General features: G+C 69.9%; 15 protein-coding genes. 6 read left to right on the top strand and 9 right to left on the bottom strand.

Going from position 1 to position 19,495, the window contains the following annotated elements; all coding sequences use genetic code 11:
- The 5 genes from ACGFIF_RS27630 to ACGFIF_RS27610 form a co-directional block, all read right to left on the bottom strand.
- A complete protein-coding gene (locus ACGFIF_RS27630) occupies positions 1 to 5,502 on the bottom strand; it encodes a carboxyl transferase domain-containing protein (protein ID WP_393158399.1) in 5,502 nt (1,833 codons plus the stop codon).
- A gap of 123 nt (positions 5,503 to 5,625) precedes the next feature.
- Positions 5,626 to 6,507, bottom strand: coding sequence for an LLM class flavin-dependent oxidoreductase (locus ACGFIF_RS27625; protein ID WP_393158398.1), 882 nt, complete (start codon positions 6,505 to 6,507; stop codon positions 5,626 to 5,628).
- A gap of 33 nt (positions 6,508 to 6,540) precedes the next feature.
- Positions 6,541 to 6,945: a Rieske (2Fe-2S) protein gene (locus ACGFIF_RS27620; RefSeq protein WP_393158397.1), complete on the bottom strand. Its 405-nt coding sequence runs from the start codon at positions 6,943 to 6,945 to the stop codon at positions 6,541 to 6,543.
- A gap of 11 nt (positions 6,946 to 6,956) precedes the next feature.
- Positions 6,957 to 7,508 carry a DUF6529 family protein gene (locus ACGFIF_RS27615; RefSeq protein ID WP_393158396.1) on the bottom strand — a complete coding sequence of 184 codons (552 nt, stop codon included), beginning with the start codon at positions 7,506 to 7,508 and terminating at the stop codon, positions 6,957 to 6,959.
- 8 nt (positions 7,509 to 7,516) lie between these two features.
- The gene (locus tag ACGFIF_RS27610) at positions 7,517 to 8,188 is read right to left on the bottom strand and encodes a hypothetical protein (protein ID WP_393158395.1); all 672 of its coding nucleotides are present in this window, start codon (positions 8,186 to 8,188) and stop codon (positions 7,517 to 7,519) included.
- Between the two features lie 72 nt (positions 8,189 to 8,260).
- Here ACGFIF_RS27610 and ACGFIF_RS27605 point away from each other — a divergent pair, with 72 nt between their 5' ends.
- On the top strand, positions 8,261 to 8,989 hold the full coding sequence (locus tag ACGFIF_RS27605; protein WP_393158394.1) for an alanyl-tRNA editing protein: 729 nt from the start codon (positions 8,261 to 8,263) through the stop codon (positions 8,987 to 8,989).
- A 43-nt stretch (positions 8,990 to 9,032) separates the two neighbouring features.
- The gene (locus ACGFIF_RS27600; protein ID WP_393158393.1) at positions 9,033 to 10,388 is read left to right on the top strand and encodes an FAD-binding oxidoreductase; all 1,356 of its coding nucleotides are present in this window, start codon (positions 9,033 to 9,035) and stop codon (positions 10,386 to 10,388) included.
- Here ACGFIF_RS27600 and ACGFIF_RS27595 read toward each other — a convergent pair.
- Positions 10,385 to 11,233: an NAD-dependent epimerase/dehydratase family protein gene (locus tag ACGFIF_RS27595; RefSeq protein WP_393158392.1), complete on the bottom strand. Its 849-nt coding sequence runs from the start codon at positions 11,231 to 11,233 to the stop codon at positions 10,385 to 10,387. The two genes, ACGFIF_RS27600 and ACGFIF_RS27595, sit on opposite strands and share 4 nt — an antisense overlap.
- A 91-nt stretch (positions 11,234 to 11,324) precedes the next feature.
- Here ACGFIF_RS27595 and ACGFIF_RS27590 point away from each other — a divergent pair, with 91 nt between their 5' ends.
- Positions 11,325 to 12,482 carry a pyridoxal phosphate-dependent aminotransferase gene (locus tag ACGFIF_RS27590; protein ID WP_393158391.1) on the top strand — a complete coding sequence of 386 codons (1,158 nt, stop codon included), beginning with the start codon at positions 11,325 to 11,327 and terminating at the stop codon, positions 12,480 to 12,482.
- Here the strand turns inward: ACGFIF_RS27590 and ACGFIF_RS27585 are convergent.
- A complete protein-coding gene (locus ACGFIF_RS27585) occupies positions 12,479 to 13,822 on the bottom strand; it encodes a sulfatase-like hydrolase/transferase (protein ID WP_393158390.1) in 1,344 nt (447 codons plus the stop codon). The genes ACGFIF_RS27590 and ACGFIF_RS27585 overlap by 4 nt on opposite strands.
- Positions 13,823 to 13,892: 70 nt before the next feature.
- Between ACGFIF_RS27585 and ACGFIF_RS27580 the strand changes: the two genes are divergently transcribed.
- On the top strand, positions 13,893 to 14,846 hold the full coding sequence (locus tag ACGFIF_RS27580) for an MBL fold metallo-hydrolase (protein WP_393158389.1): 954 nt from the start codon (positions 13,893 to 13,895) through the stop codon (positions 14,844 to 14,846).
- On the top strand, positions 14,815 to 16,392 hold the full coding sequence (locus tag ACGFIF_RS27575) for an FAD-dependent monooxygenase (RefSeq protein WP_393158388.1): 1,578 nt from the start codon (positions 14,815 to 14,817) through the stop codon (positions 16,390 to 16,392). Before ACGFIF_RS27580 ends, ACGFIF_RS27575 begins: the two co-directional genes overlap by 32 nt.
- On the opposite strand, the gene ACGFIF_RS27570 is transcribed toward ACGFIF_RS27575, so the two are convergent.
- Positions 16,361 to 17,509 carry a DegT/DnrJ/EryC1/StrS family aminotransferase gene (locus ACGFIF_RS27570; RefSeq protein ID WP_393158387.1) on the bottom strand — a complete coding sequence of 383 codons (1,149 nt, stop codon included), beginning with the start codon at positions 17,507 to 17,509 and terminating at the stop codon, positions 16,361 to 16,363. The genes ACGFIF_RS27575 and ACGFIF_RS27570 overlap by 32 nt on opposite strands.
- On the bottom strand, positions 17,506 to 18,261 hold the full coding sequence (locus ACGFIF_RS27565) for an amidohydrolase family protein (protein WP_393158386.1): 756 nt from the start codon (positions 18,259 to 18,261) through the stop codon (positions 17,506 to 17,508). Before ACGFIF_RS27565 ends, ACGFIF_RS27570 begins: the two co-directional genes overlap by 4 nt.
- A 104-nt stretch (positions 18,262 to 18,365) precedes the next feature.
- On the opposite strand from ACGFIF_RS27565, the gene ACGFIF_RS27560 reads away from it, so the two are divergent.
- Positions 18,366 to 19,445: an RNA-guided endonuclease InsQ/TnpB family protein gene (locus tag ACGFIF_RS27560; protein WP_393158385.1), complete on the top strand. Its 1,080-nt coding sequence runs from the start codon at positions 18,366 to 18,368 to the stop codon at positions 19,443 to 19,445.
- The last annotated feature ends 50 nt before the right edge of the window (positions 19,446 to 19,495 follow it).

Here is a 19,495-nt window from a genome sequence, read left to right as displayed (position 1 = left end):
TTAACTACCGGCCAGGCCGGCGGCGATTGCCCCGATCAACTGTGGGCGCAACTCGTTGGCGCTGATCACCGCATCGACCGAGCCGACCTCGACGGCGCGCTGGATACTGTGCACCCGATCGAACCCGGTCGCGACCTCGCCCAGCTTCTCGGCCCGTACGGCGGTTCGCACCTCGGCCAGCTCGGTCGCCAGCGCGGCCCGCTCGGCTCCGGTCGCCTCGCGGACCCGCTCGGCCAGCGCCGCCACCCGTGGGTCGGACGCGGTCCGGGCGTCCACCTCGCCGGCGAACACGACCGCGGCCGCCGGCGCGCCGCCGATGACCGAGGCGAACGAGCCCTCCACCGCGAGCACCGTCATCGACGGGTTCAGCGCCTTGGAGAACACCACGAACGCACCGCCGTGGTAGCGCGACACCACGCAGAACACGATCGGGCCGTCGAAGTTCACGATCGCGCGGCCGATCTCGGCGCCGTACTCGAGCTGCAGGTTCCGCATCGAGTCCGGGGAGCCGTCGAAGCCGGACAGGTTGGCCAGCACCACCAGCGGCCGGTTCCCGCTGGCCGCGTTGATCGCCCGGGCCGCCTTCTTCGACGAGCGCGGGAACAGCGTGCCTGCGGTGTAGGTGTCCGGGCCGTCGGTGGGCGGGAAGCCCCGGCGCGGCACCGACCGGGACTCGATCCCGAGCAGACAGACCGGGTACCCGCCGAGCCGCGCGTCCTGCACCACCGCGGTGTCCGCGTCGGCCATCCCGGCCCAGCGCTCCAGGACCGGGTGGTCCTGGTCGGTGACGGACCGCATCAGCGTGCGGATGTCGAAGGCTTTCTTGCGTTCCGGGTTCGTCACCGCCGAGAAGATCTCGCCGACGGTCCGGAAGTCGCTGCCCGCGACGTTGTGCGGGTACGTCGTCACGTCGCGGTCCACCGGGTCGGACGTCTCGGCCCGGCGCGGACCGGCCTCCCCCGGCACGACGTACGTGTGGTCGTAGTGCGCCATCAGCACGTCCCGGGCACCCTTGAGGTCGGGCGCCCAGTACTGCGCCTGGCCGTTCGGGCCCATCACCCGGTCGTAGCCGCCGATGCCGAAGTTGTCCTCCGCGGAGACACCGCCGGAGAAGTCCAGCGACTGCTTGCCGGTCAGCACCATCGCGCTGTCCGGCGTCATCACCAGGATGCCCTTGGTGTGCATCAGCATCGTCGCCTCGGCGTTCCAGTACGGCTGCGCGCCGACGTTGATCCCGGCCACCACGATGTTGATCTCGCCGCCGTCCTGGGTGAACTCGACGATCCGCTTCAGCGCCTTCGCCACCCAGTCCATGTTCTCGGTGCCGGAGTCCATCGAGATCCGGGCACCGGCGGACAGCGAGTACCACTCGACCGGGACCCGCATCCGCTCGGCCAGGTCGAGCGCTGCGATGATCCGCGAGCATTCCGCCTCGGCCACCGCGCCGAGCGCCTTGGTCGGGTCGCCGCTCAGCACGACGCGGGTGACACCCTCCGGGTGCCGGGAGGTCGGCGTGGTGACCACACCGGCGATCAGGCCGGCTTTGTTCAGTCCGCGCGGCCGCGACGCCGGGACCAGCGCGCCCGCGTCGTCCAGGTCGTACTCCGTCCAGGTGCCGCCCGGCCCGGCCACCATGCCGGCGACCTCGTAGGGGTAGACCGTGTTGCGACGGCGGGAGCGCTGGACCTTCTGCGCGTAGTCGTCGAGTGGCTTGAGTCGCTCGGTCGGCGGCTGCTCCACCGACGTGACGACGCCCGCACCGTGCTGGTAATAGAACCGCGCGGCCAGCAGGTTGACCGAGCCGTCCGGCGTCGCCACCCGGCCCTGGACGAGGACCTCCTCGATCCCGGCACCGGCGGTCATCGGCGCGATGTTGCGCCGCAGCGCGGTGAGCTCGTCGACCTGCGCGTCGACCTGGGGCCAGATGTGCACCCAGACGTGGTTCATGTCGAGCTTGGCCCCGGCTGCACCGCGCTCGGTGCGGGCCCGCCGGATCGCCTCCAGGCAGTTCGCGATCGCCCGCTCCGCGTGCGGCAGCGAGGTCACCTGCCCGTCCTCGTCCCGGACCACCGCGAACTGGCGGACCTGGGCCAGCGCGACGAGCCGCTGGTCGGCCTCGTTGTCACGGGCCACGCAGTGGTAGAGCAGCACATCCTCGGGCGCGTCCAACCGGGTGATCCGGAAGTCGTGCAGCCGCCACAGGGTCAGTCGCCGGCCGACCATCGGGTGCACGCCACGGACATTGTCGTCCTCGATCACCGAGCCGGCGGCCGGGCGGTAGGTGAAGTACCAGACCGGCCGGTCCTGACCCGGTGCGATCGCGACGGAGAAGCGCCGCACCTGCTGGGAGACCGGCAGAGCGGCCACCAGGTCGCGGAGGAGGTCGGACGCCTCCTGCTGGGCCTCCGGCACGTCTGGGCCATGCAGGTAGAGCTCCGTCACGGCCTCGTGTCCGGCTGGGCGGGTGTCCACCTGCGCGGTCAGTGCCTGGACCAGGCCACTGTCCGGGTCGGCCAACTCGGCCACCGTGCCGACCGTGGTGACCAGGTGGCTCAGCCTGTCGTCGATCGAGTAGTCGGCGGTCGCGAACGGCCGTCCGTCGACAGCGAACTCCCGCAGGTCGTGCAGCTCGTACTCGCGGTAGTGCCGGCGGATGAGCACCTCGAGCATCGGCTCCCGCTCACCCCAGCCCTGCTCGAGGCGCTGGGCCAGGAAGCGGACGATCGGCTCCGGGATGCTCGCCAGCGCGTCGATCCGCTCCTTGCGGTTCGGCGCGGCCGGGTCGTCCGCGGCGAGCGACGCGACCTCGTCACTGACACCTGCCAGCACCGAGGCCCGCTCCGCGTCCACCAGTGGCTGGTCGTACCAGCGGAACCGCACACTCCGGGCCAGGTCGCCGATCACCGGGAAGCGCAGCTGGGTGGCCAGTACCAGCCGGTCCAGCAGCTCGTGCGCGCCCTCGTCCAGCGTGGCGGCCGGCCGCGGTTCGGCGATCCAGCGCTGCAGCACCGCCGTCACCAGCAGCACGTCCGGGGTGGACCGCTGCTGGGCGAGGAAGATCCGGAAGACGGCTTCCTCCAGCTCGGTACTGCGCTCGGAGTCGGTCACACCGTAGTGGCCGAGCACCCGGCCGAGCCGGGCCTCGAACTCGGGCGGCAGGCCGCCGCGCTCGGGGTCCAGGCTCTGCAGGTAGGTGTGGAAGTGCTCCCGCGGACTGTGCACCCGGTTCTCGGTGCTGATCTCCTCGCCGGCCGGCCGGTTGCGGCTCAGCTCGGCGAAGTCGGCGAACACCTGCAGCAGGGCGATCTCGGCGCGCACCGGCGGCTCCGGCAGCTCCGAGCGCGCGGCGAGGTAGTCGGCCAGCATGCCGCCCTCGTCGCGCGGGTCGATGTCGAAGCCGAGCAGCATGCTGCGCAGGTCGTCCAGACCCCGCTCGGCCCGCTCGGCCGCGGACTTCTCCCCCGACCCGTTCGGCAGATCCAGCTTGACGCCGTTCTCCACCGGCGCCGCCTCCTCCGCGGCCTCGTCGTCAACAGGCTCCAGCCGGAGCAGCGGCGCACCCGTCTCCACCTGGCTACCGGTCGAGACCAGCAACTCCTTCACGGTGGCCTTGAACGGCGCGTTCAGCACCGTCTCCATCTTCATGCTCTCCAGCACCAGTACTGGGGCGCCGGCCTCGACCACGCTGCCGCTTTGGACCGGCGTCGCGACCACGAGTGCCGGAGCAGGCGAACGCAGTACGCCGCCTTCGTCGCGGCTGACCCGGTGCGTGACACCGTCGACCTCGACCAGGTGGACAGGTCCGTGCGTCGCGGTGACCAGCCGGAATCGCTGCCCGCCGACGACGAGCCGGCTGCTGTAGGAGTCCAGCCGCTCCAGTTCGGCGTCGACCACCTTGAACTCGGTGCCACTGCCGACACCGACCCGGAACCGGTCCGGCCCGATCCGTGCGACGGTCACCCGGTACACGACCCCGCGGAGCTTCAGGTCGATCGCCCGGCCCACCTCGTGCTGCACCTGCGGCCGGCCGCCGTGCGCGGTTTCCAGCAACCGGGCCCGCTCGACCTGCTCGGCCTCCTCGTATCCCTCGATCGCCGCCGCGACCAGCGCGACGCCGGAGTGCCGGTGCGAGACCAGCCGTCCCTCGCCGCGGACCCGGTCGATCCAGCCGGTGTCGGCGCTGCCGTCGATCACCTCAGGCTGGTCCAGCAGCTCGAGGATGAAGCTCTTGTTGGTGGTGCCGCCGTCGATCAGCACGGTGGTCGCGGCCACCGCCCGGCGCAGTCGCGCGAGCGCCTCCTCGCGGGTCCGGCCGTAGGCGATGATCTTCGCGATCATCGAGTCGAAGTCGGCCGGGATGCTGTCCCCCGCGCTGACCCCGGTGTCCACTCGTACCCCGGGCCCGGCGGGCAGGTCGAGGACGGCGATGCGCCCAGGCGACGGTGCGAAGTCGCGGTCCGGGTCCTCGGCGTTCAGCCGGGCCTCGACGGCGTGCCCGGTCTCGGCCGGCTTGGCACCTTCCAGCCGACCGCCGGCGGCGACGTGCAACTGGGCCTTCACCAGGTCGAAGTCGGTGGTCAGCTCGGTGATCGGGTGCTCGACCTGCAGCCGGGTGTTCACCTCGAGGAACGCGAAGACCTTATCCCCCGGGTGGTACAGGAACTCGACCGTCGCGGCACCGCGGTAGCCGACCGCGAGCGCCAGCCGCTCCGCCGATGCCTTCAGGTCCTCGACCTGGGCCGCGGACAGCAGCGGGGAGGCGGACTCCTCGATCACCTTCTGGTTGCGGCGCTGCACCGAGCAGTCGCGGACGCCGAGCGCCCAGGCGGTGCCCTGACCGTCGGCGATGACCTGCACCTCGACGTGGCGGGCGCCGGTGACCAGGCGCTCCAGGAACACCACACCGCTGCCGAACGCCCGGGCCGCCTCGTCACTGGTCCGCGCGTACGCGTCCTCGAGTTCCTCGGCCGACCGGACCACGCGGATCCCCCGGCCGCCACCGCCGGCGGTCGCCTTCAGCATCAGCGGGTAGCCGATCGACGCGGCCGCCTCCAACGCGGCATCCAGCGACTCGACCGCGCCACGGCTCCACGGCGCGACCGGTACGCCGACCTCCTCGGCGATCAGCTTGGACCCGATCTTGTCGCCCAGCTTGCGCATCGCCTCTGGCGGCGGCCCGATGAACGTCACGCCGAGCCGCTCGCACAACTCCGCGAAGGCGGGATCCTCGGCAACGAACCCCCAGCCGACCCAGGCGGCGTCGGCCTCGGTCTCGCGCAGGGCGCGCTCCAGCACCTGCAGGTCGAGGTACGGCCGCGCCGACGCCGGACCCAGTGGGTAGGCGATGTCGGCCTCGCGGACGAAGGTAGCGGTCCGCTCACCCTCCGTGTACAGCGCGATCGTCTCGATGGGCTCACCGCCCTCGGCGTTGAGCTCACGCACCGCGTTGATCAGCCGCATCGCGGCCTCGCCCCGGTTCACCACTGCGATACGCTTGTACATCGACCGCCTCCGTGTCTCACCTTGCGTTTCGCGACAGGATCGCCGTCGCTGGCACAGGTTTTCAGTCCGGAAGCCCTACCGTCGAGTCGGCCCCCTCTTCGGGAGCGTCGTCACCCGTGGTAATCAGCCCAGGAGCGCCTTCGTCGCCGGTACGACGTCCGCCGTGAACCGGGTGATCTGGGTCAGATCGTGCTGCTCCGGCCAGAAGATGAACGTCCGGAACGGCTGCTCGGTGGCCAGCCGGGCGAAGAACGCGGCCCACTGGTCCGGCGTACCGCGCAACGGGACGTCGCCCTGGGTGGTATCGGTGGCGCCGGGTCCGTCGGTGATGGTCCCGACGATCTGTGCGATCCGGACCACGTCCGCCGGGTCCCGGCCGGCCGCCGTGGCCGCCTTGTCGATGATCGCGTTCGCACCGGCCCACTCGTCGTACGGGAGGTAGCGCGGGATCGGCGCGGCCCAGCCGTCGGCCAGCCGGCCGGTAAGCTGCATCGACCGCGGTCCGACCGAACCGACCCAGATGGCGATGTCGTGCGGCGGCAGCGGCCCGGTCCGCACGTTCAGCGGGTAGTACTTGCCATCAGCAACCACTCGGTCGGGCTCGGTCCACAGCCGCCGGAGCAGGCCGATCCCCTCGGCGAGTGCCTCGAGGGCCTCGGCCGGCGTACGGCTCGGGCCGCCGATGCCGGTGATACCGCGCTGGAATCCGCCGGCGCCCAGCCCGAGCTCGAACCGCCCGCCCGACAGTACGTCGAGCGCCGCGGCCGACTGGGCCAGCAGTCCCGGCGGCCGCAGCGGCAGCGGCGAGACGTCCGGGAAGAACCGCAGCCGCTCGGTCCTGGCCAGCAGATCCCCGATCAACGTCATCGCGTCGATCTGGCTGGGTGCGTACGGATGGTCCTGTACCGCGACCAGGTCGAGCCCGCCCTCCTCCGCCGCCGCGACCAGCTCCCGATGCAACCCGACCTCCGCGGTCGGCGTCACCTGCACTCCGAATTCGGCCATGCCGCCAGGATCCCAGTTGAAGGGCGCTTGAACTCAAGCGAGCTGGATGGAATCCCCGGTGACGGTGATCTGCTTGGCCGCCAGCGGTTGCGGCGCCGGGTCCTTGACGACCGACCCGTCGTTGATGTCGAACTTGCTGCCGTGGCAGGTGCAGTTGATCGTGCCGCCTTCGACGGTGGCGACCTGACACTGCTCATGCGTGCAAACCGACGTGAACGCTTTGAACGTGCCCGCCGTGGGCTGGGTGATGACGACCTGACTGGCCCCGATGATCACGCCGCCGCCGACCGGGATGTCACCGGTCTTCGCGAGCACCGCGTCGGCCGGAGCCGACGGGGCCGGCGCGTTCTTGGGTTCGCCATACGTGCTGCAGCCGGCGACCGCGGCGACGGCGGCAGCGCCCGCGGCGAGGACAGAACGGCGACTCGCTTCGTCCACAGTGGGTCCTCTCAACGAATGATGCCGAAGGTGGTGAAGAACCACAGCGACGAGGTCAGCCACAGTCCGACCAGGCCGGTGAAGACAGCCCCGCCGACCGCCGGCAGCAGCCAGCGCGGCAGGTCGGACCGGCTCAGCGTCAGCATCTTGGCCGCGAACGCGCCGAAGAAGAAGCAGCCGAGGAGGGAGTGCAGGAGGACGCGAGGCTCGTCGTACCGGAATCCCAACGCGTAAAGGCAATGCGCGACCACCGGGAGCGTGACCAGGACGGCGGCTCGTCCCGACCACCGATGCACCGGCCCGACCCAGCGCCGCCCCGCCAACCCTTTCAGGTGCCCGAACAGAGCCAGCGCCGACACCAGTTGTACGACGGCCAGCACCACGGCGACCGTGGTCAGCCAGGCCTTCACCGACTGTGGACTGGAGAACCCGGCCACGTTCACCGCGACGCCGGTCGGCTCGTGCAGCCGGCCGTAGACCCCGAGTGCGATGGCGACCGCGGCACCGACGGACAACGGGAGCACGGCCCTGCTCGCGGCGCGGACCGGGACAGTCGTCGTCATTGCTCTCCTCAGAACGTCTCGTCGCCGGTGATCGACGCGGCCGTGACCGCTGCGTCGCCGACTGTCGCCGTGCCGCTGGCCGGATCGAGCCGAGGCGCGGGAGCCGGGGTGCCGTCGTTGTCGATACCGACCTGACTGCCGTCGGGGAGGATGATCCAGCCGATCGTGTTGCTCGACGTCTTTGCTCGGTACAGGCCGGCCGGTGGGTCTGCCTTGTCGATCGTGAAGGACCACTGGCGACCGCGGACCGTGACTGTTCCGGTGACGCCCTCTGCGGCCAGGGTGCCGGCCAACTGGTCACCGGCCTTGGAGCGCAGCGCGAGCCGACCGGCCGTGTGCGTTCCGGTCAGCCAGGCCTCGACGCGCCGGCCGTCGCAGACGTACGCCACCGCCCGGCCGCCCTTCACGGCGACCGCGAGGGTCGCCTCGCGTCCCGTCGTACGACCTGTGTAGACCGCGATGATCTGCTGCGTCGTGGTGGCAGCCGGGGTCGTCGGAGCAGGAGTGGGGGTAGCAGTCGCTGTCGCGTCCGGTGAGGGCGGCGGACTCGTTGTGGCAGGCGCGGCGGGCGCAGCGGCGCCGGGGCTGGATGTGCCGGTCTGGGTGCTGTTCACGACAAGCAGGGCCACCAGACCGACGGCTGTCGCCGCGAGCGTCACCAGCGGGCTGCGTTGTCCCATCTCCCCCACCCCCGCATCGAGAATCCCCGGCACCGCGCCCGGGGTCAACGGCTGGTTGCTAGATTCGGCAAGGTGAGTCAGCACGGACACACCCATCGACTGGACCTCGAGGACGCCACGCTGCGGGAGTGGGACGCGGTCGTCATCGGCGTCGATCCCGAGCGCGGCATCGTCCTCGACCGGTCCGCGTTCTACCCCGGCGGAGGCGGCCAGCCGCCGGACGAGGGCGTCCTGCTCTGGGGCGGCGTCCGGACCCGCATCCTCGGCACGGCCAAGGGTGACGACCTCTACCTGATGCCGCACGAGGACGACCCGGTGCCGCCGGTGGGGACCGCGGTCCGCGGTGCGCTCGACGATCAGCGCCGGACCGATCTGATGCGGACGCACTCCGGTCTGCACGTCCTGACCGGCGTGGTCTTCCGGGACTTCGGCGCCCTCGTCACCGGCGGGAACATGGAGCCGCTCACGGCCCGGATGGACTTCGACCTGGCCGAGGTCCCGCCCGACTTCAAGGACCGGGTGGCGGAGGCGGTCAACGCGGAGATCCGCAGCGACCGCCGGATCACGGTGGCCAACCTGCCGCGCGAGGAAGCGTTCGCGATCCCCGACATCATCCGCACCGCCACCAACCTGCTGCCACCCGGCATCGAGATCGTCCGGATCGTCGACATCGCCGGCCTCGACACCCAGGCCGACGGCGGCACCCACGTCGCCTCCACCGCGATGATCGGCCGGATGGAGGTCGTGAAGATGGAGAGCAAGGGCCGCGGCTTCCGCCGCCTCCGCGTCCGCATCAGCTGACCCTTTCGCGAGGAAGACTGCGTGGCTGGAGAGGGGAGGCTTCATGTCCGAATTGATGGATCAGCTTCGGGGTGCGGTGGCAGGGCCGGTGTTCGGGCCCGAGGACGAGGGATTCGCGGGTGAGGTGGCGGGGTTCAACCTGTCCGCACAGCACCGGCCCGAGGTGGCCGTCGGGATCACGTCGGAGGCCGACGCGGTCGCGGTGGTGCGCGCGGCGGCGTCCAGCGGTGCGCCGGTCCGCGTCCTCGCGACGGGACACGGATCGCCGACACCGATCACCGACGGTGTGCTGGTCAACACCTCACGGCTCTCGACGGTCACGATCGACGGCCGGATCGCGCACATCGAGGCCGGCTGCCGGTGGGCCGAGGTGGTCGCGGCCGCGGCCGAGCACGGACTCGCACCGATCACCGGAGCCTCCGACGCGGTCGGCTGCATCGGCTACACCCTCGGCGGCGGGCTCGGACCGCTGACCAGGACGTACGGCGTCTCGTCCGACTTCGCCCGCGGGTTCCGCGTCGTCACCGGCGCCGGCGAGGTCGTCACCGCGAACGCCGAGGAGAACTCCGACCTGTTCTGGGCACTGCGCGGCGGCAAGGGCGGACTCGGCCTGGTCGTGTCGATGGACTTCGAGCTCGTCGAGCTCAGCACCCTGTACGGCGGTTCGCTCTTCTTCGCCGCGGACGACATCAGCACCGTGTTCAGCACCTGGGTCGAGTGGACCAAGACGGCCCCGGAGACGGTGAACTCGTCGGTCGCGATCCTCCGCCTGCCCCCGATCGAGGCGATCCCGGAACCGCTCCGGGGCAAGACGTCGCTGACCGTCCGCTACGCCTTCGCCGGGGACCCGGCCGAGGGCGAGCGCCTGCTCCAGCCGATCCGGGACGCCGGTACGGCGTTCATCGACGGCGTCGGCGAGATGCCGGCGAGCAACATCGCGCTGATCCACAACGACCCGAAAGATCCGGTCACGGCGTGGGACCGCGGCATGCTGCTGACCGACCTGGACGCGGACTTCGCCGCCGCGTTCCTCGACGTCGCCGGGCCGGACCAGCAGTTGCCGCTGGTCGCGATCGAGATCCGGCTGCTGGGTGGCGCGATGCACCGCGACGTACCGGAGGGCAGCGCGGTCGGTGGACGTGGCGGCGCGTACAGCCTGGTGATGATCGGCGTACCCGATCCGAGCCTGTTCGAGAAGGTTCTGCCCGCCACGGCCGATGGTGTCACCGCGCCGCTGGCCGGCTGGATCTCGCCCGAGCACACGGTCAACTTCGCCGGCGGGTTCTCCGTCCCCGGTTCGTACGAGGCGTGCTGGCCGGCGGACACGTTCGCCCGGCTGGCCGAGGTGCGCGCGGCGTACGACCCGGACCGGGTGTTCCCGTTCGGACCGGTGAGCTAGTCGCGCCAGGAGTGCTGCGGGTCGTAGCCGAGGAGCTTGCGGGCCTTGTCGATGGACAGCAGGGTCTCGTTCGGACCGAAGGGCCGTTTCACCGGTACGCCGGGGAAGACCTCGGCCAGGAGCTCTTCGTTCGGCCGGGTCATCACCGTGTCCGCGTTCGCGATGATGAACACGTCGGTGCCGGTGACGTCGTACTCGAGCGCCTTGCGGACCGCCTGGGCGCCGTCGCGGGCGTCGATGTAGCCCCACAGGTTCCACTTGCGCAGCCGGGCGTCCGCGTCGAACGACGGGAACTTCACGTAGTCCTCGGGGTACATCACGTTGGAGAACCGCAGGCCGATCAGCTTGAGGTCCGGATGCCACCGGACCAGCTGCCGGGCCAGCTCCTCCTCCAGCGTCTTCACCAGCGAGTAGGTGCTGTTCGGCTGCGGCGGATACTCCTCGTCCACCGGCACGTACGGCGGGAAGTCGTCGAACGGCAGACCCAGGACGGTCTCGCTCGACGCCCAGACGATGTTGCGCACGCCGGCCCGCAATGCCGCGGAGAACACGTTGTACGTCGCGACCATGTTGTTCTCGAACGTCGCCGCGTTCGGCCGCAGCCCCGGCGCCGGGATCGCGGCCAGGTGGACGACCGCGTCCACACCGTCGTGCCGGTCGTCGATACCGGCCAGTGCCTCATAGGTCTGGCCGAAATCGGTCAGATCGACCCGCGACGAGGTGACGCCGGTCCGGGCCGGCGGCGCCTGGTCGAGGGCGACCACGTCCCACCCGTTGTCCAGCAGGTGATCGACTACCGCCCGGCCGAGCTTGCCGCTGCTCCCGGTGACCGCAACCCGTGCCATCCTCACTCCTTCTCCAGCTGTCATCGCCGATGATTTCACGCACGGCAAGCGCTCTCAGCGGGTAACCAACCAGTGGACTAGGCTCGGCGTTGTGAAACTAGCTGGGCGGATGGAACGTCTCGGGACCGAGTCGGCGTTCGAGGTGCTGGCCAAGGCCAAGGCCTTGGAAGCGAGCGGCCGGGAGATCGTGCACCTCGAGATCGGCGAGCCGGACTTCGACACCCCGGCCCATGTCGCGGCCGCCGCGCAGCAGGCGCTGGACAAGGGTCACACGCACTACGTGCCGGCTCCCGGCATCCCCGAGTTGCGGACGGCGGTGACGGACTTCCTCGAGCGCACCGGCCGGCTCCACACCTCACCGGACCGGGTGCTGATCACACCGGGCGCCAAGCCGATCATGTTCTTCACGATCATGGCGCTGTGCGAGGAGGGCGACGAGGTCCTCTACCCGGACCCGGGCTTCCCGATGTACGCCTCGATCGCCGCCTTCGCCGGCGCGACGCCGGTCCCGGTGCCGCTGCGCGAGGAGAACGGCTTCGTCATCGACCCCGAGGAGCTGGCGTCGCTGGTCACCCCGCGGACCAAGCTGCTGATCCTCAACTCTCCGCACAACCCGTGCGGCAGCGCCTCGACCCCCGAGCAGCTCGAGGCGATCGCCGAGATCGCCATCCGGCACGACCTGGTCGTTCTCAGCGACGAGGTCTACTGGGCGCTGCGGTACGACGGCGACCACCACAGCGTGCTCGACATCGACGGGATGGCCGAGCGGACGATCCTGCTCGACGGCTGGTCCAAGACGTTCGCGATGACCGGCTGGCGACTGGGCTTCGGCGTGTTCCCGTCGGCGCTGGTCGAGCCGATCACCCGCCTGGTGATCAACTCGGTCTCCTGTACGTCGGCCTTCAGCCAGCACGCCGCGATCGCCGCGCTCGAAGGTCCCTGGGACGACGTCGACACCATGCTCGACGCGTTCCGGGAACGGCGCGAGGTGATCGTCTCGGGCCTGAACGCCGTACCAGGTGTGTCGTGTGTCGAGCCGGGTGGCGCGTTCTACGCGTTCCCGAACATCACCGAGCTCGGCATGTCCGCCGCGACCCTGGCCGACCGCCTGCTCGAGGAAGCCGGTGTCGCCTGCCTGCCGGGCACGTCGTTCGGTGCGTACGGCGAGGGTCACCTGCGCTTCTCGTACGCGAACTCGGTCGAGAACATCCAGCGCGCACTGGCTGCCTTCAAGGACCTCACGTCCTAGAGGTCGGCCTCGGCAGGCTCGATGTGCAGTTGAGCTGAGTCGCGCTCAGGGCTGACGGCAATCGTCGGCGGTGCTTCACCGGCGTCGGTCATCCGGTTGATCAGTCGCTCCCGCAACCGCGCGGCGACGTGGGTGTGTGAGCGGTAGCCGACGAGGTTGTCCAGCTCGTACGGGTCGGCCATCAGGTCGTACAGATAGGTCTCGACGTAGTGGTCCGAGCCGGCTGCGCTCGGATCGCAGTCCGGTGCGACGACGCCGTACTTCCATCGCTGCGTCCGCACCGCGCGGGCCGTCTCGGACTCGCTGACCTGGACGAAGACGTCGTCACCCCACTCGGCCTTGCGATCGTGCAGCAGCGGCACGGCCGACCTGCCCTGCATCTCCTTCGGCACCGGGAGTCCGGCGGCGTCGAGCAGGGTCGGTGCGAGGTCGACATGGCTGAGCAGTTGGTTGACCTGACCGCCTCCGGTGAAGACGCCGCCGGTGGCCACGGTCGGGACCCGGATCGAGGCGTCGTGAACGGAGCGCTTGTACTCGGAGTTGCGCGTCTTGAAGTGGTTCCCGTGGTCGGAGGTGAACAAGACGATCGTGTCGTCCCGCAGCCGGAGGCTCGTCAGCGCGTCGAGCAGTCGCCCGTACGCCTCGTCGATCCGCTTGACCATCCCGTAGTACCCGGGCAGTTGCCGGTACGACGTGCCGCCGAGCGTCGCCAGGTCCGGCGGCGTCCACGCACCGCGATAGGCCTCTTCGTAGCCCTCGGGAGCCGGGTAGTCGTCGCGTCGGTTCTGGTGATGTGGTTCGAGCAGCGACAGGAACAGGAAGAACGGCCGCTCTTTCGGTTGGGCGACGTACCGGATGGCGGCGTCGGTCAGCGCGTCCACGCGGTAGCCGGGCAGCTTCACCTGCGCGCCGCTGTCGTCGTACACGATCGTGTTGTAGGAGTCCGAGGTGTGTTCGAGCGCGTTCGCGGCCAGCCAGTACTCGTAGCCACCGCGCTGCTCCGGTGCGACCGGGCCGCGGGAGGCGGAGTCGCCGAGATGCCATTTCCCGACGTACGCCGTTTCGTAGCCCGCGGCACCGAAATGGTGCGCGAGGGTCCGGGCGTCCTCGGGCAGCGGAACGCCGTTGCGGAACGGGCCCGCGGTCGTCGGGTAGAGCCCCGTCTGCAGGGTCGCCCGGGCCGGCGTACAGAGCGGCTGACAGGTGAACGAGTTGGCGAAATGCGTCCCCGCCCGGCCGACCCGATCCAAGTTCGGCGTCAGCCCCACCGGATTCCCATGCAGCCCGGTGGTGTCCCACCGCTGCTGGTCGGTGAGAACGACAACAACGTTGGGACTCATGGCTTCGATCCTTTACCGATGGACCGTCGGATGTCACGGTGAGTGGCAGGAAACGGACATGGGAGGTCGCGTGAAACCGTTCGCTTCTTCGGGTGATCTGGCCGCGAAGACCGAGACGCTCGAGGTCCTTGCCGACGGGGTGTACGCGCTGACTGCGGAGGGCGACCCGAACGTCGGGGCGATCGAGGCCGAGGACTTCCTGGTCGCCTTCGAGGCCAGGGCCACGCCCGTCGCGGCCCAGGAGTGGCTGGACAAGCTCCGGGAGCACACCACGAAACCGGTGCGTTATCTGGTGCTCAGCCATTACCACGCGGTGCGGGTGCTGGGCGCGTCCGCGTTCGGCGCCGATGTGATCATCACGCACGACAACACCCGCACACTGATCGAGGAACGCGGCCGGCAGGACTGGGACAGTGAGTTCGGCCGGATGCCGCGGCTGTTCAAGGAGCCAGACTCGATCCCCGGGCTCACCTGGCCTACCTTGATCTTCTCCGATCGGCTCACCATCGACCTCGGCGGGCAACGCGGTGAGCTGGTCCTTCAGTACTGCGGCCGCGGCCACACCGCCGGGGACATCGTCGCGTGGCTCCCCCGCCAGCGTGTCCTGTTCGCCGGTGATCTGGTCGAGGCGCAGGCCGCGCTTTACACCGGAGACGCCTTCCACACCGATTGGTCGACCGGAACGCTGGATCGGGTGAAGGCGTTCGAGGCCGAGGTGCTCGTCGGCGGCCGTGGCGCCGTACCGCGTGGGCGGGACGCGGTCGACGCCGCGATCGAGCAGACCCGGCACTTCCTGCTCGTACTGCGGGAGCAGGTCGGGGCGGTGCACTCGCGCGGTGGGACGGTGGCCCAAGCGTTCCGGGCTGCGCATGAGGCGCTGGCTCCGCAGTACGGTCGCTGGCCGATCTTCGAGCACTGCCTGCCGTTCGACGTCCAGCGTCTGTGGGACGAACTGGACGGCATCGACTGGCCGCGGATCTGGACCGCCGAACGTGACCGCGAGGTCTGGGACAGCCTTGTATGACGGCACGCCGGTCGCGGTGATCGGCAACGGACCGGTCGGGCAGACGACCGCGTTACTGCTGGCCCGCTGGGGCCTACCGGTGATCCTGCTCGACCAGCGACCGGCCCGGGATGTCGTCGGTTCGAAGTCGATCTGCCAGCAGCGGGACGTACTCGACATCTGGGCCTCGGTCGGCGCGGACCGGATCGCCCGCGAAGGTCTGGCGTGGACGACGGCGCGCACGTTCTACCGCGACCGCGAGCTGTTCTCCTGGTCGTTCGCGGACCCCGGCCGCTCGGCCTTGCCGCCGTGCGTGAACATCTCCCAGAGCCGCACCGAGGCGATCCTCGACGACTGCATCGCCGCTCAACCGCTGATCGAGGTCCGCTGGGGCTTGGAGGTCACCGGCATCTCACAGGACAACACCGGTGTCACGCTGACCTTTGACTCCGGCATCCTGCGGGTTTCGTACGCCGTCCTGTGCGCCGGTGCGCGGGCCGAGACGCTGCGGCAGCGACTCGGGATCACGTTCGAGGGCGAGAGCTTCGACGATCGGTTCCTGATCTGCGACATCCGCGCGGACCTGGCGGGGTGGGAGAACGAGCGGCGGTTCTACTTCGACCCGGTCTGGAACCCGGACCGCCAGGTCCTCATCCATCCGTGCCCGGATTCGACCTACCGGATCGACTGGCAGGTGCCGGAGGACTTCGACGCGGAGGCCGAGCTTGCCGACGGTCGGCTGGACGCGCGGATCCGGCAGATCGTGGGTGAACGACCGTACGAGCTCGTGTGGCAGTCGGTGTACCGGTTCCAGTCCCGGTGTGCGAACCGGATGCGGGTCGGCCGGGTGCTGCTCGCCGGGGACTGTGCGCATCTGTACGCCCCGTTCGGTGCCCGCGGCCTGAACTCCGGGGTCCCGGACGCCGAGAACGCGGCCTGGAAGCTCGCCTTCGTCCTGCACGGCTGGGCGCCGGAGGAACTCCTCGAGACCTACCACCTCGAACGGCACGCGGCCGCACTCGAGAATCTCGCCATCACCAGCGCCACCATGCGCTTCCTGGTCCCGCCGGACGAGGCTGGTTGGTCACGACGACGTGCATTGCTCGAAGCTGCCGCGGCCGACCCGGCCGAGGTGGCGAACGTGGACTCGGGCCGCTTCGCCGAGCCCTTCTGGTACGTCGACTCGCCGCTGACCACCGTTGATCCGACCCGCCCGTTCGCGGGCCGGCCACCACGCGGCCAACTGCCATCGGCCGGTCCCGGCATCCTGATTCCGGATGCACCCGTGACCGGAGGTGGCCGGCTCCGCGAGCTGGTCCGCGACGGATTGTTGCTCCTGACAACTGAGCCGGTTCGGCTCGCAGCGTTCACCACGGCACCACATCGCGTCCTCAGCCTCGCCGACCTCGGCGTTGACCACACCGTGCTTGGCGCTCGCCCCGGCGAGGCGTGGCTGATCCGTCCGGACGGTCATGTCTCCGCCGTGCTGACCGACCTGTCACCACAGTCGGTTCGCGAGGCTGTCCGGCGTACCCTCAGCGCCGGGAGAATGCCTGCTGAACTTTGACCATCGCGGTGACGATGTCGGCGAGATCCTCCTCGGCGGCCATCAACAGACTCTGCCGGATCCACACGACGGAATCCTCGGCCGCCTCCCCCACCGGGCAAGGCTTCAGGTCTGTGTACGGGCGGAGTGCGTCCTCGCGCGACAGCGAGCGATAGCCGGAATCCAGCGGGATCCCCTCGGCCGTCATCGCCGCGATGAAGTCCGCCTTGCTGCGTCCGCCGTACTGATGCGGGTCGTAGCGCAACAGCGCGAGGTGATGGCTGCTCCTGGTCGTACCGGCCGGCTCGGGCAGGATGTCCAGACCTTGTTTGCGGAGGAATCCGACCGAGCGTTCCCTGGTCGCGACCTGCTCGTCGAGGGTGCCGAGCTGCGGGATCAGAACGGCGGCCTGGAACTCCGTCATCCGCAGGTTCCAGCCGACATCGGGGTGCTCGTACCAGCCGCCCTCGATATTGCGTCCGACGTTGTGGAACGCCCACAGCCGCCGGTACACGTCCTCGTCGTCCGTGACGATCAGCCCACCCTCGCCGGCCGTCATCGCCTTGCTGGACTGGAAGCTGAAGCACGCGGCATCGCCCAACGTGCCCACCGGCCGGCCGTGCCACGTCGCACCGTGCGCCTGCGCCGCGTCCTCGACGATCGGTACGCCGTACTGCCTGAGCGCCTCGATATCCGCCGGTGCACCGGCGAGGTGAACGGGCATGATCGCCTTCGTCCGCGGACCGATCAGCCGTTCGACCGCGGCCGGGTCGAGGTGCAGCGTGTCAGGCGTGACGTCTGCGATCACCGGACGCGCGCCCGCGAGAACGACCGAGGTCGCACTGGCCACGAACGTGTACGCGGGCACGATCACCTCGTCGTCCCGGCCGACGCCCAGTGCTCGCAGAGCGAGGAAGAGTGCGACGGTGCCGTTGACGACACTCACGCCGTACGACGCCCCGACCGAACGCGTGAACGCCTCGGTGAACTCGTTGACCTTCGTCCCCGACGTGGCGCCCCACGCGCCGCTGTCGAGCACCTCCAGGAGCAGTTCGCGCTGTTCCTGCGTCGCCGGTGGTGGCCAGCTCGGCCAGGCGGCACGTCGTACCGGCGTACCGCCGTCTACTGCGAGCGTCATCGCGATGCCTCCAGGAGCCTCGTCATGGTGCCGAACAGCAGTTGGTCGCGGTCGGCCGGCTCGATCGGCGCGAGCATCACCCGCCCCAACCCGACGCGCAGGTCGAGGAACAGCGCGTCGGATCCGAACACCATCCGATCCGCGCCGACAGTCGCCACGAGCCAGGCCACGTGCCGCGCGGTCAGCCGGGAACTGCAGATCTCGAGCGTGACATTCGGGTACCGCGTGGCGACCTCAGCGGCCGCGGGCAGTCCGGCCGGGAACAGCCCGGCGTGGCCCATCAGCAACTCGACCGACGGGTAGCGCGGGGCGACTTCAGCGAACCGCGCCGGATCGCACCAGGGCGAGCCGTACATCCCGTGCGACAGGACGATTCCACCGTGCTCGGTGACAAGCTCGAACGCCGGTGCGTACCCAGGTCCGTCCAGCGGGTGCTGATGTGTGTCGGGGTGCAGCTTCAGCCCGATCACGCCAGGCGTCGCGAGCAGGTCGGCCGTTCGCTGTGGCGCCTCCGGGTCGTGTGGGTCGTAGACGGCGTACCCGAGGAAGCGGCCCGGATGCTTCTGGATCTCGTCCAGCAGCAACGCGTTGCCGGCCCGGGAGTCGGGTCCGATCGCGAGCAGGTGGGAGACGCACATGGTCGCGACGCCGCAGCTGTCCATCACCCGGACCAGGCTCTCGGTCGAACTGTCCGCGATCGCGAACGCGAACCACGCGCCGAGATGCCCGTGCGCGTCGATGATCCCACTCATTTGTTAGGTCGCGGGGAAAGCCTGTCCTTCAGGCCGGGGATGAACCGCGACTGCCTCCCTTCGGGGGTCGGCGACTGTCGGTGCCGGCTGATTGGGTAGGTAGCGTGTCCCGGTTCCGGCTGTACCCGACGCCCGCGCAGCAAGCAGCATTGCTGCAGCAGTGCAGCCATGCCCGGTACGTGTGGAACCTGGCGCTCGAGCAGTGGTCGATGTGGACCCCCGACAAAGCCGCGACGCCCGGGTACGTCGAGCAGGCACGGCAACTCACCGAAGCACGCATCGCGTTCGACTGGCTGCGGGCCGCGTCGCAGACCGTGCAACAGCAGGCCTTGCGGGACTTCGACCAAGCCGTCAAGAACTTCTACGCAGGCTCCCACCGGCGGCCAACGTGGCGCAAAGCCGGGTTGCACGAGGGGTTCCGTATCGTCGGACCCCAGGCATCCCGGATCATTAGGGTGAACCGCAAGTGGGCGCGGGTGCTGGTGCCCAAGATCGGCTGGGTCCGGTTCCGGCTCTCCCGTGCGATACCCGAGGCGAAGTCGTACCGGGTAACCCGAGACCGCGCGGGCCGCTGGCACCTCGCCTTCGCAGCGATCCCGGAGCCGATCCCCGCACCGGGTACGGGGGAGGTCGTCGGCGTCGACCGCGGCGTCACCGTCTCGGCCGCCTTGTCCACCGGCGAACTCCTGTCGTGTCCCGGATTGTCGGAACGTGAACAGGAACGGCTCAAGCACCTTCAGCGTCGCCTGGCCCGGTGCCGTCGCGGCTCCAACCGGCGCCACCGGATGAAGGCCGCGATCGCCAAGCTGCACGCGCGTGCCGGCGACCGGCGCAAGGACTGGATCGAGAAAACCAGTACCGACCTCGCCCGGCGGTTCGATGTCATCCGCGTGGAGGATCTGCAGGTAGCACAGATGACCAGGCGGCCGAAGGCCAAGCCCGATCCGGAACGACAGGCGGTGTACCTGCCGAACCGTCGCCGTGCCAAGGCCGGACTGAACCGGGGCATTCTGGCCAACGGGTGGGGGCTGCTTGTCCAGCGTCTGGAGGACAAGGCGCCGGGACGGATCGAGAGAGTGAATCCTGCCTACACGTCGCAAACCTGCAGCATCTGCGGGCACCGCGCATCGGACAACCGCGAGAGTTGTGAGGATGATGGCGTGCTGTCCCGAACCGCGGTTTGACTCGCGTGAGAGCAGACCGGCGTGTCCTGGCTTGGATCTGTCGACCGTTG

Source organism: Kribbella sp. NPDC049174 (assembly GCF_043197365.1).
Lineage (GTDB): Bacteria > Actinomycetota > Actinomycetes > Propionibacteriales > Kribbellaceae > Kribbella.
The sequence above is the reverse complement of the archived record's forward strand: the minus strand, read 5'-3'. Positions and strand labels throughout refer to the sequence as shown.

Coding starts and splice junctions, on each gene's coding strand:
- ACGFIF_RS27600 (WP_393158393.1), top strand. CDS start 9,033: ATGTCCGAATTGATGGATCAGCTTCGGGGTGCGGTGGCAGGGCCGGTG.
- ACGFIF_RS27570 (WP_393158387.1), bottom strand. CDS start 17,509: ATGACGCTCGCAGTAGACGGCGGTACGCCGGTACGACGTGCCGCCTGG.
- ACGFIF_RS27615 (WP_393158396.1), bottom strand. CDS start 7,508: ATGACGACGACTGTCCCGGTCCGCGCCGCGAGCAGGGCCGTGCTCCCG.
- ACGFIF_RS27610 (WP_393158395.1), bottom strand. CDS start 8,188: ATGGGACAACGCAGCCCGCTGGTGACGCTCGCGGCGACAGCCGTCGGT.
- ACGFIF_RS27630 (WP_393158399.1), bottom strand. CDS start 5,502: ATGTACAAGCGTATCGCAGTGGTGAACCGGGGCGAGGCCGCGATGCGG.
- ACGFIF_RS27565 (WP_393158386.1), bottom strand. CDS start 18,261: ATGAGTGGGATCATCGACGCGCACGGGCATCTCGGCGCGTGGTTCGCG.
- ACGFIF_RS27595 (WP_393158392.1), bottom strand. CDS start 11,233: ATGGCACGGGTTGCGGTCACCGGGAGCAGCGGCAAGCTCGGCCGGGCG.
- ACGFIF_RS27625 (WP_393158398.1), bottom strand. CDS start 6,507: ATGGCCGAATTCGGAGTGCAGGTGACGCCGACCGCGGAGGTCGGGTTG.
- ACGFIF_RS27585 (WP_393158390.1), bottom strand. CDS start 13,822: ATGAGTCCCAACGTTGTTGTCGTTCTCACCGACCAGCAGCGGTGGGAC.